Origin of the sequence: Azospirillum sp. A23 (assembly GCF_042938965.1) — a bacterium.
GTDB classification, from domain to species: domain Bacteria; phylum Pseudomonadota; class Alphaproteobacteria; order Azospirillales; family Azospirillaceae; genus Azospirillum; species Azospirillum melinis.
This window is the reverse complement of sequence record NZ_CP170667.1, coordinates 1,610,298-1,624,269: the sequence shown is the minus strand read 5'-3', so window position 1 is coordinate 1,624,269 and position 13,972 is coordinate 1,610,298. Positions and strand designations below refer to the sequence as shown.

Here is a 13,972-nt window from a genome sequence, read left to right as displayed (position 1 = left end):
CGCCGGGCGATTTTAACCATGCGTCAACTGGCCCGGATGCAGTTTCGTTGCGTTGCAATGTAGTTCCCGAACCCCGGAAGGTTTGTCATGGCCGACGAACTGAAAAGTTTCAGAAAAGACTGGAAACGCTGGTCGCCGACGGAACGGCTGGTTGCCGTGACCGTGCTGGTCCTGATCGCGCTTCTCGGTGCGCCGGCGGCCGCCAGTCTGTTCTGAACCGCGCCGCTGTCGAGGCCCGCGCCCATGCGGACGCGTCGGCCACAGTGTGACGCGCCGGCCACTCGGGCGCAGCGTCAGGACCCTTGGCGGGGTCATCTTTACGGGCTCTTAACCCTCGCGTCCTAGGCTTTGTCGGCTCGGACAGTTCCTTGGACGGTTGGGCGCCACAAGCGGTCGGAGCATCGAACCTCCGCTGCGGAAGGCACCGACGGTGCGCTCGCTGGAGGGCGCGAACCGGGGAGGTTCCGGCACATTCCGCCAAGGCCTTGCCCCTCTCGCTGGACACGCCCGATGACCTTCTCCGCCCAATCCGCCGTGACGGAACAGAAGCTCCTGAGACAGCGCCTCGACACCGCCTTTGCGGAAGCCGCACAGCCGCTGTCGCGCGACGAGGTGACGGACATCGTCCGCAACATCCTGGGCAGCATGGACGGCGACATCTCCGCCACCGACCTGCGCCTGTACAAGGAGGTCGTGGACCTCGCCAAATACATCGAGACGGCCAAGCAGGAGATCGCAGCGCTCCAGCCGGCCGAAATCCGCGACGAACACATCCGCACCGCCACGGACGAGCTGGACGCGGTGATCGGTGCGACGGAAAAGGCGACCTTCGCCATCTTCGACGCCTGCGACGCCATCGGCGCCATCGCCGGACAGACGGATGCCGGCACCTCGGCCAAGCTGAACGACCAGATCACCGCGATCTACGAGGCCTGCAACTTCCAGGACATTACCGGCCAGCGCATCAGCAAGGTGGTGCGCACGCTCAAGCACATCGAATCGAAGGTGGACATGATCGTCGCCGCCTTCGGTAGCGAGGTGCGCCAGAACCACGCCCCGCGGCTGGCGAAGCTGGCGGCGGAGGAAGCGGAGGCCGCCGTGCATTTCGAGCCGATGAGCGCGGAAGAGGCCGATCAGCAGCTTCTGCACGGCCCGCAGCTGCCGGGCAACGCCATGGACCAGGACGAGATCGACCGTCTGCTGGCCAGCTTCGACTGACGCCATGCTGCCCGGCTCCCCCATCAGCAGGCCCGGCGGCGGGCACACGGCCCAGGGCATCGCCCCGGGGACGGGAAGCGCCGGGTTGCCGTTGCTGCTGCGGGCCGGGCGCGCCGGCGGTTCCGATGATCATGCCAACCCGAACAACGGCAGCATCCTGCTTCTGCTGTCGCTGTTCCTGCTGCTTCTGGTCTTCTTCATCGTGCTGAACGCCCATTCGGTGCAGACGGTGCAGAAGGTCAAGGCGGTCGCCGCCTCGCTGGAGCGGACCTTTCCCAGCTTCGTCATCGACCCGCGCCTGCGCGACGGGTCCGAGCCGGTGGCCTCGCGCGCCGGGACCGTCTTCGCCGTGCAGCGGCTGGAGGATGTCGGCACGCTGTTCGCCACCGCGGTTGCGGTCTCCAAGGTGGAGGTGGTCGCCCCCGGCCAGCTGCTGGAGGTGCGCCTGCCCGCCGACGACCTGTTCGTTCCCGGCACCATGACCCTGCGGCCGGACCGCCAGGGGCTGATTGACCGCATCGCCGATGCGCTCCGCCAGTCGCGCCAGGGCGAACGGGTCGAGCTGGACGCGCTGCTCGGCATCGGGCCGACGGGAACGCCCAGCCAGCCGCCCGGGCCGGTCGCCCGTGCCGGCGTGCTGGCCCGCGCGCTGGTCGAGGATGGGGCGCCGGCCCGCAACGTCACCGTCGGGATCGAACGCGGCGAGCCCGGCGGGGTGCGGCTGCTGTTCTCCCTGCGCTGGGACGAGGGCGGGGCGGTCCGCCCGGCCGCGAAGACCGCACCGGCCACGGTCATGACCGCGCCCGCCAAGGCCCCCCCGGCGACTGCGGCACCGGCGAAAGCCGAGGTGCGGAAATGATCCGCGTTCCCCGCATCGCCGGCAGGACGGGCGCGGACGATGGCGGCGCCCAGCGCAAGACGCTGTGGCTGATCAGCTTCACCGACCTGATCTCACTTATGCTCGCCTTCTTCGTGCTGATGTATTCGATGAGCGAGCCGGAGGCGGAGCGCTGGACCCGTCTGGCGAAGGGCGTGTCTGAGTCGATCCCCGCCGCGCGCTCGACCGCCACCGCCCCGTCGGACCGGCCGGCCGATCCCGGCGCCGCCTTCAACGCCATGGCGGTGGAAGCCCGCGCTGCCATCGACCTGCATTATCTGGCGGCATTGCTGGGAAGCCAGCTGCGGTCGAATGCGGAGCTGGCGGTGGTCGATGTCCGGCGCGAGGATGACCGGGTGGTCATCCGCCTGCCGGGAGAGCGGATGTTCGACCCCACCGGCGCCGCCTTCACCGAGGAGGGGCGGCGGGTGCTGTTCCTGCTGGGCGCCGTCATCGGCCGCATCGGCAACCGCATCGAGCTGGTCGGCCATGCGGAGCGTGAGGACACGACCGGCGGCGTCGCCTGGGAACGGGCGCTGACGCGGGCGGTCGCCGTTTCCGCCGCCCTGCGCGAGACCGGCTATCGCCGCGATCTGGTGGCGCGGGCGGTGATGATGCCGCTGGACGGGGTAGGGATTGGGGCGGGGATTGCCGCCGATGTGTCGAGCGGCGGGGGGCGCCTGCCGGTCGACATCGTGGTGCGCGAGGAAGGAGCGGATTGAGGTGACGGACGGCTCGGGCAATCGAAGGAAGCGCTGGCTGCGCGGCTGTGCCGCGGCGGTGGCGCTGCTTGCCGTGCCGGTCCTGCTCTCCCCCCTGCCGGCCGACGCCGCCAGCGTGCCGGTGCGCGGCGGCACCCACAAGGATTTCGGCCGTCTGGTCTTCGACTGGCCGGGCAAGGTCGATTTCACCGCGGCGGTCGAGGGCGACCGGCTGGTCATCGCCTTCACCGAGCCCATCGACGCCCCGCTGGACCGGCTGGTGCGGGCGTTGCCCGACTATCTCGCCGCCGGGCGGGTGGAGGCCGATGGCAAGACGGTTTCCTTCGACCTGAAGCGCCCGGTTTCGCTGAAGAGCTTCCGCAACGGCAACGCCGTCGCCATCGATCTGTCGCCCGCGGCGGCGGGGACCGCGCCGCAACAGGCCGCCGCCAAGGCCGAGAGCGCGCCGCCCGCACCCGCGAAGGCGGACGCCGCGAAGCCGGTGCCGTCCGCCGGCCGGCTGCGGGTGCAGGGGGGCGACCAGCCCGACCAGAGCCGGCTGACCTTCGATTGGCCGGCCCCGGTCGGCTACAAGGTGACCCGCGACGGCGCCGCGGTGACCGTCGCCTTCGACAAGGGCGGCACCGCCGACCTGTCGGCCCTGCCCAAAGCACCGCTGCGCAACATCCGCAACATCGAATCCTACCGCCAGCCCGACGGTTCGCTGGCGGTCACGCTCGCCGTGCCGCAGGACGCCGAGGTGAGCGACAGCGCGTCGGGCAAGTCGATGGTGCTGTCCGTCGGCAATCCGGGGTCGCGTGCCGGCCTGCCCAAGGGCGACGGCGCCGCTCCGGCCGCCGCTGCGCCCGCTTCCGGCTCCCAGGGAACGCCGGCCGGGCAGGGCAATCAAGGCGCCAGCCAGCCTGCGCCGGCGAAGGACGTGGCCAAGGAGGGCGGCAAGGACGCGCCCACGGTGGCGTCGGCCACCTCCGGCCGGTCGGCCGTCGCCGCGAACGCCGCCGCGGCCAACCCGGCACCCGCTGCTCCGCCGGCCGAGGCCAAGGCGGCTCCGGCCGCCCCTGCCGATGCAAAGGCCCAGCCGGCGGCGGGTCCGAAGGGACCGGTGCTGACCTTCGACACCGGCGGCCCGGCCTCCATCGCGGTCTATCCGCGGGCGGGACAACTCTACATCGCCTTCGACCGGCCGATGCCGATCGGCGCCGGCAAGCTCAGCGGTCCCGGCGCCGAGCTGATGGGCGCGGTGGAGCCGGTGCCGGCGACCGGCGGCAGCGTCTTCCGCACCAAGATCGGCCCGATGGTGTGGCCGACGGTGGAGCGGCAGGGCACCACATGGCGCATCCTATCCTCCGCCCGCCCCGCCAACATGGGCAGCACCGGCGACCTGCGGGTCGAGCCGGACCCCGATTTCCTGCTGGGCGCCCGGCTGCTGGTGCGGGCCCCCGATGCGGCCAACGTCGTGCAGTTCGCCGACCCGGACGTCGGCGACCGCATCCAGGTCGTGCCGCTTCCCAGCCCGGGGCAGGGGGTGCCAGAACCCCACCGCTATCCCGACCTCGAGGTCATGGCCTCCTACCAGGGCGTGGTGGTGCGGCCGATCTCCGACAATGTGACGGTGCGGGCGATCAAGGAGGGGGTGGAACTGACCACCGCCGGCGGCCTGCACATCTCGCCCACCGCCGATGCCGGCAACGCGGCGTCACCGCCGCCGCCCGCCGCCTCCGCTCCGCCGTCGGCCGCTCCCCAGCCGGTTCCGGCGCAACTGGCCGCAGCGCCGATGCCCGTTCCGCCAGCCGGCGGGTCGTCGGCAGCCATGGAGCCGCCCAAGGCGCAGCCCGCCCAGATGCAGGGGCGCCGGCTGTTCAACCTGCCGGCCTGGAAGCGCGGCGACCTCGACCATTTCACCGAGGCGCGGCAGGATCTCCAGCTTGCCGTCGTCAACGCGCCGGAATCGGAACGGGCGAAGGCGCAGCTCGATCTCGCACGCTTCTATTTCGCCAACGGGTTCGGGCAGGAGACGCTCGGCCTGCTGGACGTGCTGCAACAGAACCAGCCCGACCTGGAGGGATGGCCGGAGTTCCGGGCGTTGCGCGGCGCCGCCCGCGTGCTGACCGGCGATCTCGACGGCGGCGAGGCCGACCTGTCGACCCCCTCGCTCGCCGGCAATCCGGAAGCCAATCTGTGGCGCGCCGCCATCGCCGCCGACCGCCGCGACTGGCCCAAGGCGATGGCCGGCTTCAAGGCGTCGGGCCAGATCCTGAACAGCTATCCCGATCCGATGCTCGGCAAGCTCGGGCTGCGGGCGGCGGAGGCGGCGCTGGAAACGCGCGACACCGCGACCGCCAAGCGGCTGTTCGACCGCGTCATCGAGCATGGCGGCCCGGATCAGGAGGACAACCCGCAGACCCAGTATCTGCGCGGCCTGCTCTATGCCCAGACCGGCGAGATCGATCAGGCACGCCAGCAGCTGACCGCCGCCTTCAACAGTTACGACCGCTTCTACCGTGCCAAGGCCGGGCTGGCGCTGACCAATCTGGAGCTGTCGGAAGGCAAGATGTCGCCGACCGCGGCGGCGGAGCAGCTGGCCGGCCTGACCTTCACCTGGCGCGGCGACGATCTGGAGATGCAGATCCGCTCGCGCATGGGCGAGGTGCTGATCGCCGGCGGCGAATATGCCAAGGGCTTCAACACGATGAAGGAAACGGCGGCCCTGGTCGCCGACACGCCGCGGGCCGAGGCGATCACCAAGGAGATGTCGCGCATCTTCGCCGACCTCTACAAGGATGGGGCGCAGCGCCTGCCCACGCTGGACGCCATGCAGCTCTACGACCAGTTCCGCGAGCTGACCCCGGTGGGCGAGGCCGGCGACGAGATCATCCGGCAGCTGGCGGAACGGCTGATTTCCATCGACCTGCTGAACCGCGCCGCCGACCTGCTGCAGCATCAGGTCGAATACCGCCTGTCCGGGCTGGACAAGGCGCGGGTCGGCACCCGGCTGGCCTCGGTCCGGCTGCTCGACAACAAGCCGGAAGAGGCGCTGAAGGCGCTCGAACTGTCGAACGTCGCCGGCCTGCCGGCCGATCTGGCGGCGGAGCGGCGGCTGATGCAGGCCAAGGCGCTGGCGGAGCTGAACCGCGGCGACGAGGCGATGCAGATTCTGGCCCAGGACGACAGCACCAACGCCAACCTGCTGCGCGTCGACATCGCCTGGAAGGGGCAGAAGTGGGATGCGGCGGCACTGGCGCTGAACAAGGTGATCGGGGCGCCGCCCAACCCGGGCAAGCCGCTCGACCCCAACATGTCGCAGCTCGTGCTGAACCGTGCCGTCGCGCTGGCGCTGGCCGGCGACGGCAACGGGCTGAATCTGCTGAAGAAGGATTTCGAAGGGTCGATGAAGGGCGGGCCGAACGAGGATGCCTTCCGCATTCTGACCCGCCCCGAACAGGCGATGGGCCTGATCGACGTCGGCACGATCCGCTCCCGCGTCGCGGAAGTGGATATGTTCAAGAAGTTTTTGAAGCAGTATCGCGGCGGCAAGCAATCCGCGGACAAGCCGACGTCTTAAATCGGCGCGGAATGCCGGGCGTCAATCACGGCTCCGTGCTGCCCGCCGGTCCGGCGGTTACTTCGGCAGCAGAACCTTGTCGATGACGTGGACGACGCCGTTGGACTGCTGGACGTCGGCGATGGTGACGCGGGCCGTGTTGCCCGACGCGTCGGCGACCATCACGGCATCGCCGGATTGGGTGAAGGTCAGCGGCATGCCTTCCACCGTCTTCAGCATCGCCTTGCCGTTGCCCTTCTTGATGTCCGCCACGATGTCCTTGGCGTCCAGCTTGCCGGGAATGACGTGATAGGTCAGCACCTTGGTCAACTGGCCCTTGTTCTCCGGCTTCAGCAGCGTGTCGACCGTGCCGGCGGGCAATGCTGCGAAGGCCTCGTTGGTCGGGGCGAAGACGGTGAAGGGCCCCTTGCCGCTCAGCGTGTCGACCAGCCCGGCGGCCTTCACGGCGGCGACGAGCGTGGTGTGGTCCTTGGATTGGGACGCGTTCTCCACGATGGTCTTGCTGGGGTACATCGGCGCGCCGCCGACCATCTTCTCCATGGCCGCATTGGCGCAACCGGCAAAAAGAAGGGTGGCGATCGCCACGGTGGCAACCTTCTTCATAGCATTCCCTCATGTCGGTGAAGGTCCGCTTCCCGCGGACACAACACCGTTACGGAGGATGCTTTCACTCGGATCACAGCGATTTCTAAACGGACCACCGATTTTTTGAAAGCGAAGGACGTAATTCTTTGGTGGTATGTGTCCGTGCTTCGATCCGTCCTTCAACCGGCTACAGCTGTACCTGCGTGCCGAGTTCCACCACGCGGTTGGGCGGCAGCTTGAAGAAGTCGGTGGCGCTGACCGAGGTGCGCGACATCACCACGAACAGCTTCTCCCGCCACAGCGCCATCTGGGAGTTCATCTGCGGAATCAACGTCTCGCGGCCCAGGAAGAAGGAGGTCGCCATCACGTCGAACTCCAGCCCGAACGCCTTGCACAGGCGCAGGGCCTTGGGAATGTTCGGCTCCTGCGAGAAGCCGTAGCGCACCGTGATGCGGTAGAAGCCGTCGGCCAGCCCTTCGACCAGCACGCGGTCCTTGGCCGGGACGCGCGGCACGTCGTCCACCACGACGGTGACGAAGACGATGCGCTCGTGCAGGACCTGATTGTGCTTCAGGTTGTGCAGCAGGGCGATCGGCACGGTGTTGGAGCTGGAGGTCATGAAGACCGCCGTCCCCTTCACCCGGTGGATGTCGCCCTTCTTCGCCTGCCGCTGGATGAAGGCGTCGAGCGGCAGCGATTCCTCGGCCAGCCGCTTGGTCAGCACCGCGCGGCCGCGGCGCCAGGTGGACATCAGGCCCAGCGTGACGCAGGCGATCACCAGCGGCACCCAGCCGCCATGGGGGATCTTCACCGCATTGGCGGCGAAGAAGGAGACCTCCACCGTCAGGAAGGCGGCACCGACGCCGAAGCAGAGCGGCAGGCTCCAGTTCCAGCGGCGGCGGGCCACCACCAGGAACAGGGTGGTGGTGATGATCATGTCGCCGGTCACCGCGATGCCGTAGGCGGCGGCGAGCCGGCTGGAGGACTGGAACACCAGAACGAGGCCCAGCACCGCGGCCAGCAGGCCCCAGTTGGCGCGGGGGATGTAGATCTGCCCCTCCTCCTCGCTGGAGGTGTGGCGGATGTCGAGACGCGGGCAGAGCCCGAGCTGCACCGCCTGCCGGGTCAGCGAGAAGACGCCGGAGATGACCGCCTGGCTGGCGATGACGGCGGCGGCGGTGGACAGGCCGATCAGCGGATAGAGCGCCCAGTCCGGCGCCAGCAGATAGAAGGGGCTGCGCACCGCCGTCGGGTCGTTCAGCAGAAGCGCGCACTGGCCCAGATAGTTCAGCAGCAGCGCCGGCAGCACCACGGCCAGCCATGCCACCTGGATGGGGCGGCGGCCGAAATGGCCCATGTCGGCATAGAGCGCCTCGCCGCCGGTCACCGCCAGCACCACCGCGCCCAGGACCAGGAAACCGGCGACGCCGTGGTTGGCGAAGAAGGAGATGGCGTAGAGCGGGTTGAAGGCGACCAGCACGCTCGGCTGCTGAATCACCTCCAGCAGACCGAGGATGCCCAGCGTGGCGAACCAGACCAGCATGATCGGACCGAACAGCGCGCCGACGCGCGAGGTGCCGTGGCTCTGGATGGCGAACAGGGCGATCACGATGGTGACGGTCAGCGGCACCACCGCCGATTCCAGCGCCGGCTCCGCCACGCCCAGCCCCTCCACCGCGGACAGCACCGACATCGCCGGGGTGATCATGCCGTCGCCGTAGAACAGCGCGGCGCCGAACAGCCCCAGCGCCGTCAGCACGGTCAGCCGGCCCGAGGCGTCGGGCCGCGTCTTCGACGCCAGCGCCAGCAGGGAGAGGATGCCGCCCTCGCCCTTGTTGTCGGCCCGCATGACGAAGCCGACATACTTGACGGTGACGACCATCACCAGCGCCCAGAACACCAGGGACATGATGCCCAGCACGTTGTCATGGGTCAGCGGCAGCCCATGCTCGCCGCCGAAGCATTCGCGCAGCGTGTAGAGCGGGCTGGTGCCGATGTCGCCAAAGACGACGCCGAGCGCACCCAGGGTCAGCGTCGCGAGCTTGCCGGTGTCGGGCTGCGCGGCCTTCAAAGCGGTATCAGTCATGCGGTGATTGCGGTCCGAAGTTGGTCCGTCGTTCAAAACGCCCGTTCGATGGCGCCCGTTGTGGCGCCCGGACCGTCCATTCCGCCTTATGAGGGTCGTGGACGGTCGAAGCCATCCGGCGGACCGGCTTCCTTGCCGCCCATCCCGCCGTAAACGCGCATCGCCTTTCCTCATACGCGTTTACGGCGCCCAACGCCAGAGCGTGCTTGCGCGGCCCCTCCGGCGCCGGGGGGATGCGACGAAGTGCGCAGGACTTTTCCCGCTGTGCGTGTCGCCTCAGAGCGTCCCGAAACTGCGGGCAAGCGAACCGGCGATCAGATACCACCCGTCGACCAGCACGAAGAAGATGATCTTGAACGGAATCGCCACCATGGTCGGCGGCAGCATCATCATGCCCATCGACATCAGGATCGACGACACCACCATGTCGATGATCAGGAAGGGCAGGAACAGCAGGAAGCCGATCTCGAAGCCGCGCTTGATCTCGGAAATCATGAAGGCCGGGACCAGAACATGCAGAGGCATGTCGTTCGCCTCCGGCACGGACTGGATGCGGGCCATGTCCATGAACAGGCGCAGGTCCTTCTCGGCGGTGTGATGCAGCATGAAATCGCGGAGCGGCGCCATCGTCCGGCGGAACGCCTCCATCTCGTCGATTTCCTGGTTCATCAGCGGCTGGATGCCCTGGGTGTAGCTGCGCTCGAACACCGGGGCCATGACGAAGAAGGTCAGGAACAGCGCCAGCGACATCATCACCGTGGTCGGCGGCACCTGCTGCACGCCCAGCGCGTTGCGCAGGAAGGACAGCACGATGACGATGCGGGTGAAGGCCGTCATCATGATCAGGATCGACGGCGCCAGCGACAGCACCGTGATCAGCCCGATGGTCTGGACGATGCGGCCGGTGGCGGTGCCGCCGGCGTCGCCCAGGTCGAAGGTCAGGCTCTGCGCCAGCGCCGGCCCGGCGCTCAGGCCCAACGCCACGCCGACGCAGAGCGCCAACGCCAGCCCGGCGGCGGCCGGCTTCCAGCAGGCCCGGAGACGACGGAGGATGAACCGCTTCATCGCGGATCGCTCCCCGCCGGGCGGGGGGTGTCGCCCGGTGCGGCCTCCGCCCCGGCGAGCGCGCTGTCGAACCCGCCCGCCGGCGTGCTGTCGACCAGCAGGTCGCCGTTGGCGCTCAGCAGGATCAGATGCTCGCGGTCGTCGCGGCGGACCAGGACCAGCCGCCGCTTGGCGTCGATCGGCAGGGCCTCCACCACGCTCAGCCGGCGCTGGCGGGCGCGTCCGCGCACCGTTCCGCCGGCCATGCCGATCCGGCGCATCACCCAGGCGACGACCATAATGAGCGCGACCACAAAGACGAGCGCCATCAGGAATTTGATATACTGGTCGAGATCCATGGAAACGGCAGGCTTTCTCTGATCAGGGCGTGTCGGCGGGCAGGCCGGGATCTGCCAGGCCGGGATCTGCCAGACCGGACCCGGCCGGGCCGGCGCTGCGGCCATAGGCGGCGGCCGCGCGCTGGCGCGCGGTGTGCGGATCGTCGCGGCCGGCCAGTGCGGCGGCGATGACCTCCTCCCGTCCCCTTTGCTGATCGGTCAGGGCGGCGGCCAGCGGACCCAGCGCCGCGACCAGATCGCCGAGCGGGCCGAGCAGCGTGCGCGCCTCGCTCCGCGGCAGCGCCTCCGCGGCGAGGCAGAGACGGGCGACGCGGTCCTCCAACCCGGCGAGGTCGATCAGCACGCCGGCCTCCGCCTGTGCCCGCGCGTCGTCGAGCGTGGCGCCCAGTGCCGCGGCCTGCTGCGCGATGCGGGCGGCCGACTCGGCGCCGTCGGGATGGGGAGGAGCGGGGGAGGGCGATAGGGAGGATGGCGGCATGGGCGGCGGCATGGATGGCGGCATGGATGGCGGACGTGTCACGGCGTGTCCTCCTCCGGACTCTCTTCGGATCGCGGCTCCGGCGGCAGGGTGCCGTTGGCGCGGTAGACATAGGCCAGGATTTCGGCCACCGCGGCGATGGCTTCGACCGGAATGTCGCTGTCGACCTCGATGGCGGACAGGATCTCGACCAGATCGGCGTCCTCGCGCACCTTCACGCCGTTGGCGAAGGCGACCTCCAGGATCTGCTCCGCCACCGTGCCCTTGCCGGTGGCGACGATCCGCGGCAGGCTTTCCGTGCCCAGTTCGTACTTCAGCGCCACCGCGACCGGGCGTTGGGCCGGGCGCCGGGCGGGAGACGCCGTCTTGCCGGCAGTCGGGCCGGCAGGCGACGGGGCGGGAGGGCGGGCTTGCGCGGACAACAGGCGGCCTTGGTCGGAGGGTCCTTCCTGCGCCGCATCCTGGACCGGTAGGCTTAACGAACTGTAAAGGCGGTCATCCCAACCGATTCGAGCAGGTAAGGATTCATCCTTCGTTAACGCAAACGGGCGACCATTGTCCTCTATGGCGATATCCTTGCCGGACGCCGCCGTCAGGGCGGCATTTGGCGGAATCGGCGGCGGTCTTGGTGGCGGGATCAGGGCGATGGACCTCGGAAATCTCGGACTCTTCAAACTGATGTCGCGCAAGATGGACTGGCTGACCCAACGCCAGGAAGTCCTGTCGCAGAACATCGCCAACGCCGACACGCCCGAATACAAGAGCCGGGACCTGAAGCCCTTCAGCTTCCGCGACGCGCTGAGCGACAGCCGGCGGCTGACCCCGGTTACGACCAACGCGTCCCATCTCGCCGGCACCCGCGGCGCCGGCGGCATGGCCCAGGAACAGAAGGTACGCGATCCGTACGAGACGGCGCCGGACGGCAACAACGTCGTGCTGGAAGACCAGATGATGCGGATGAGCCAGAGTTCGATGGATTATCAGACCATCACGAACCTGTATAAGAAGCAGGTGGCGATGATCAAGTCGGCGATCCGCTCGGGCAGCTGAGTGTCTTTCCGGCCGGATTTTTGAGGAGGCGGTGCGATGGATCTCTACAAGTCGATGGCGGTGTCCGCCTCGGGCATGAAGGCGCAGGGCACGCGCCTGAAGGTCATTTCGGAGAATCTGGCCAACGCCAACACCACCGCCGAAACGCCCGGCGATCTGCCCTATCGCCGCAAGACCGTCATCTTCAAGAACGAGCTGGACCGGGCGATGGACGTCGACAAGGTCCGCGTCGCCAAGGTCGATGTCGACAAGAGCGATTTCCAGCGCAAGTACGACCCGTCGCACCCGTCGGCCGACGCGGATGGCTATGTCCTGATGCCCAACGTCAATTCGGTGGTGGAGGCGATGGACATGCGCGAGGCCCAGCGCAGCTACGAAGCCAACCTGTCGGCCATCGACACCGCGCGCCAGATGCTGACCCGCACGCTCGACCTTCTGCGCACCTGATAGGTCCCCGACCCAGGCCCGCAAGTCCAAGCCCGCCATCTTTCCTGACCGACCGGAACCGCCGCCATGATCAATCCGCTGAACGCCGCCGCGGCTTATGCCACCACCGCCGCCAAGACGACCGGCCCCGGCATGGCCGCGCGCGACGGCGCGTCCTTCGGCGACGTGCTGGAGCAGGCGGCCAAGGAGAGCATCGGCACCCTGAAGAAGAGCGAGGACATGTCGGCGCTGGCCGCTGTCGGCAAGGCCGACCTGAGCGACGTCGTCCAGGCGGTGACCAATGCCGAGGTGACGCTGCAGACCGTCACCGCCGTGCGCGACAAGGTGCTGAACGCCTATCAGGAAATCCTGCGCATGCCGATGTGACGGCCTGCGCCCGATCCCAGATGCCGCCATGCTTGGCTTGCAGTTATGAACGAGACCGAAGTCATCGAGCTTTGCCGCACCTCGATCGTCACGCTGGTGATCGTGTGCGGGCCGATTCTGGTCATCATGATGGCGCTCGGCACCGTCATCTCCATCTTCCAGGCCGTCACCCAGATCAGCGAGCAGACCATCGCCATGGTGCCGAAGGTGATGCTGGTCTTCGGGCTCAGCATCCTGCTGATGCCGTTCATGCTAAGCAAGCTGACCGAGTTCTTCGAACATGAGGTCGCCGACCGCATCGTCGCCATCGGCGTCGGCGCCAACGAGAATGGCGGCGCGCCCTTCACGCCCGGCACCGGCGTGACGCCCGCCCCGGCCCCGACCGCCGCCGCGGCGGGCCAATGAACATCCTGCAACAGCTGCTGGGCGAACAGATCTTCGTCTGGATGCTGGTCTTCATGCGGGTCGGCACCGCCTTCAGCGTGATGCCGACCATCGGCGACGCCTTCGTTCCCACCCGCGCGCGGCTGCTGTTCGCGCTGGTGGTCAGCATGGTGGTGGCGCCGGCGATCCGGCCGATGCTGCCGCCGATGCCGGGCAATCCGTTCCAACTGCTGGTGCTGGCCGCCGGCGAGATGACCATCGGCATCTTCATGGGCACCATCGCCCGGCTGCTGATGGGCGCGCTGGAGGTGGCCGGCACCATCATCAGCCTGCAGAGCGGGCTGGCCAACGCGCAGATCTTCAACCCCGCAATGGCGTCGGCCGGATCGCTGCCCGGTTCGCTGATGGGGTGGCTGGGGCTGCTTCTGCTGTTCGTCACTGACCTGCACCATCTGCTGATCATGGCGGTGGTCGACAGCTATTCAACCTTCACGCCCGGGGCGGCGATCCCGATCGACGACATGGCGAATGTGATCGGACAGCTGGTGTCGAAGAGCTTCATGATGGGGGTGCAGATGGCCGCCCCCTTCCTGATCACCGGCATCCTGTTCGCGCTGGCGCTGGGGCTCTTGAACAAGCTAGCGCCGCAGGTGCAGGTGTTCCAGCTGTTCACGTCGGTCCAGGTGCTGCTGGGCCTGTTCATGTTCGCCCTGACGCTGGGGGCGATGATGCTGTTCTGGCTGTCGCGCTTCGAATCGACCTTCATCGAATTCCTGAAGCCGCTGTAGAGGGAG

Annotated in this window: 16 protein-coding genes; 10 read left to right on the top strand and 6 right to left on the bottom strand. The window is 68.5% G+C overall.

Annotated features, from left to right (window positions below):
* The first annotated feature begins 87 nt into the window (after positions 1-87).
* From ABNQ40_RS25040 to ABNQ40_RS25020, 5 genes are all read left to right on the top strand, one after another.
* The gene (locus ABNQ40_RS25040) at positions 88-216 is read left to right on the top strand and encodes a hypothetical protein (RefSeq protein WP_282187144.1); all 129 of its coding nucleotides are present in this window, start codon (positions 88-90) and stop codon (positions 214-216) included.
* 294 nt (positions 217-510) lie between these two features.
* Positions 511-1,218 carry a protein phosphatase CheZ gene (locus ABNQ40_RS25035; RefSeq protein WP_109047431.1) on the top strand — a complete coding sequence of 236 codons (708 nt, stop codon included), beginning with the start codon at positions 511-513 and terminating at the stop codon, positions 1,216-1,218.
* An 85-nt stretch (positions 1,219-1,303) separates the two neighbouring features.
* The gene (locus ABNQ40_RS25030; RefSeq protein ID WP_391347652.1) at positions 1,304-2,077 is read left to right on the top strand and encodes a hypothetical protein; all 774 of its coding nucleotides are present in this window, start codon (positions 1,304-1,306) and stop codon (positions 2,075-2,077) included.
* Positions 2,074-2,817, top strand: a complete 744-nt coding sequence (locus ABNQ40_RS25025; protein ID WP_109047433.1) for a flagellar motor protein MotB — start codon at positions 2,074-2,076, stop codon at positions 2,815-2,817. Before ABNQ40_RS25030 ends, ABNQ40_RS25025 begins: the two co-directional genes overlap by 4 nt.
* A gap of 1 nt (position 2,818) precedes the next feature.
* Positions 2,819-6,379 (top strand): lipopolysaccharide assembly protein LapB, encoded by a 3,561-nt coding sequence (locus ABNQ40_RS25020; RefSeq protein ID WP_109047434.1) that lies wholly within the window; start codon positions 2,819-2,821, stop codon positions 6,377-6,379.
* Between the two features lie 57 nt (positions 6,380-6,436).
* Here ABNQ40_RS25020 and ABNQ40_RS25015 read toward each other — a convergent pair whose 3' ends face one another.
* The 6 genes from ABNQ40_RS25015 to ABNQ40_RS24990 form a co-directional block, all read right to left on the bottom strand.
* Entirely contained in the window at positions 6,437-6,982 is a 546-nt protein-coding gene (locus ABNQ40_RS25015; RefSeq protein ID WP_109047435.1) for a fasciclin domain-containing protein, read from the bottom strand.
* A 169-nt stretch (positions 6,983-7,151) separates the two neighbouring features.
* Positions 7,152-9,050 carry a potassium transporter Kup gene (locus ABNQ40_RS25010; RefSeq protein ID WP_391347650.1) on the bottom strand — a complete coding sequence of 633 codons (1,899 nt, stop codon included), beginning with the start codon at positions 9,048-9,050 and terminating at the stop codon, positions 7,152-7,154.
* 276 nt (positions 9,051-9,326) lie between these two features.
* Positions 9,327-10,115: a flagellar type III secretion system pore protein FliP gene (gene fliP, locus ABNQ40_RS25005; protein WP_109051080.1), complete on the bottom strand. Its 789-nt coding sequence runs from the start codon at positions 10,113-10,115 to the stop codon at positions 9,327-9,329.
* Positions 10,112-10,453 (bottom strand): flagellar biosynthetic protein FliO, encoded by a 342-nt coding sequence (locus tag ABNQ40_RS25000; RefSeq protein WP_109051081.1) that lies wholly within the window; start codon positions 10,451-10,453, stop codon positions 10,112-10,114. Before ABNQ40_RS25000 ends, fliP begins: the two co-directional genes overlap by 4 nt.
* 22 nt (positions 10,454-10,475) lie before the next feature.
* Positions 10,476-10,973 (bottom strand): hypothetical protein, encoded by a 498-nt coding sequence (locus ABNQ40_RS24995; protein WP_146255510.1) that lies wholly within the window; start codon positions 10,971-10,973, stop codon positions 10,476-10,478.
* Positions 10,970-11,353: an EscU/YscU/HrcU family type III secretion system export apparatus switch protein gene (locus ABNQ40_RS24990; protein ID WP_109051083.1), complete on the bottom strand. Its 384-nt coding sequence runs from the start codon at positions 11,351-11,353 to the stop codon at positions 10,970-10,972. Before ABNQ40_RS24990 ends, ABNQ40_RS24995 begins: the two co-directional genes overlap by 4 nt.
* A gap of 223 nt (positions 11,354-11,576) precedes the next feature.
* On the opposite strand from ABNQ40_RS24990, the gene flgB reads away from it, so the two are divergent.
* The 5 genes from flgB (at position 11,577) to fliR (ending at position 13,966) form a co-directional block, all read left to right on the top strand.
* Positions 11,577-11,981 (top strand): flagellar basal body rod protein FlgB, encoded by a 405-nt coding sequence (flgB, locus tag ABNQ40_RS24985; RefSeq protein ID WP_109051084.1) that lies wholly within the window; start codon positions 11,577-11,579, stop codon positions 11,979-11,981.
* Positions 11,982-12,017: 36 nt separating this feature from the next.
* Positions 12,018-12,428, top strand: coding sequence for a flagellar basal body rod protein FlgC (gene flgC / locus ABNQ40_RS24980; RefSeq protein WP_098740091.1), 411 nt, complete (start codon positions 12,018-12,020; stop codon positions 12,426-12,428).
* A 66-nt stretch (positions 12,429-12,494) separates the two neighbouring features.
* Complete coding sequence (fliE, locus tag ABNQ40_RS24975; RefSeq protein WP_109051085.1) at positions 12,495-12,794, top strand: flagellar hook-basal body complex protein FliE; 300 nt, start codon at positions 12,495-12,497, stop codon at positions 12,792-12,794.
* A gap of 45 nt (positions 12,795-12,839) precedes the next feature.
* Positions 12,840-13,199: a flagellar biosynthetic protein FliQ gene (locus ABNQ40_RS24970; RefSeq protein ID WP_098740089.1), complete on the top strand. Its 360-nt coding sequence runs from the start codon at positions 12,840-12,842 to the stop codon at positions 13,197-13,199.
* Positions 13,196-13,966, top strand: a complete 771-nt coding sequence (gene fliR, locus ABNQ40_RS24965) for a flagellar biosynthetic protein FliR (protein WP_109051086.1) — start codon at positions 13,196-13,198, stop codon at positions 13,964-13,966. Before ABNQ40_RS24970 ends, fliR begins: the two co-directional genes overlap by 4 nt.
* Positions 13,967-13,972: the final 6 nt, after the last annotated feature.

Excerpts from the sequence above, each read along its gene's own strand:
- ABNQ40_RS25040 (WP_282187144.1), top strand. The coding sequence starts at position 88 with ATGGCCGACGAACTGAAAAGTTTCAGAAAAGACTGGAAACGCTGGTCG.
- ABNQ40_RS25035 (WP_109047431.1), top strand. The coding sequence starts at position 511 with ATGACCTTCTCCGCCCAATCCGCCGTGACGGAACAGAAGCTCCTGAGA.
- ABNQ40_RS25025 (WP_109047433.1), top strand. The coding sequence starts at position 2,074 with ATGATCCGCGTTCCCCGCATCGCCGGCAGGACGGGCGCGGACGATGGC.
- ABNQ40_RS25015 (WP_109047435.1), bottom strand. The coding sequence starts at position 6,982 with ATGAAGAAGGTTGCCACCGTGGCGATCGCCACCCTTCTTTTTGCCGGT.
- ABNQ40_RS25010 (WP_391347650.1), bottom strand. The coding sequence starts at position 9,050 with ATGACTGATACCGCTTTGAAGGCCGCGCAGCCCGACACCGGCAAGCTC.
- fliP (WP_109051080.1), bottom strand. The coding sequence starts at position 10,115 with ATGAAGCGGTTCATCCTCCGTCGTCTCCGGGCCTGCTGGAAGCCGGCC.
- ABNQ40_RS25000 (WP_109051081.1), bottom strand. The coding sequence starts at position 10,453 with ATGGATCTCGACCAGTATATCAAATTCCTGATGGCGCTCGTCTTTGTG.
- flgB (WP_109051084.1), top strand. The coding sequence starts at position 11,577 with ATGGACCTCGGAAATCTCGGACTCTTCAAACTGATGTCGCGCAAGATG.
- flgC (WP_098740091.1), top strand. The coding sequence starts at position 12,018 with ATGGATCTCTACAAGTCGATGGCGGTGTCCGCCTCGGGCATGAAGGCG.
- fliE (WP_109051085.1), top strand. The coding sequence starts at position 12,495 with ATGATCAATCCGCTGAACGCCGCCGCGGCTTATGCCACCACCGCCGCC.
- ABNQ40_RS24970 (WP_098740089.1), top strand. The coding sequence starts at position 12,840 with ATGAACGAGACCGAAGTCATCGAGCTTTGCCGCACCTCGATCGTCACG.
- fliR (WP_109051086.1), top strand. The coding sequence starts at position 13,196 with ATGAACATCCTGCAACAGCTGCTGGGCGAACAGATCTTCGTCTGGATG.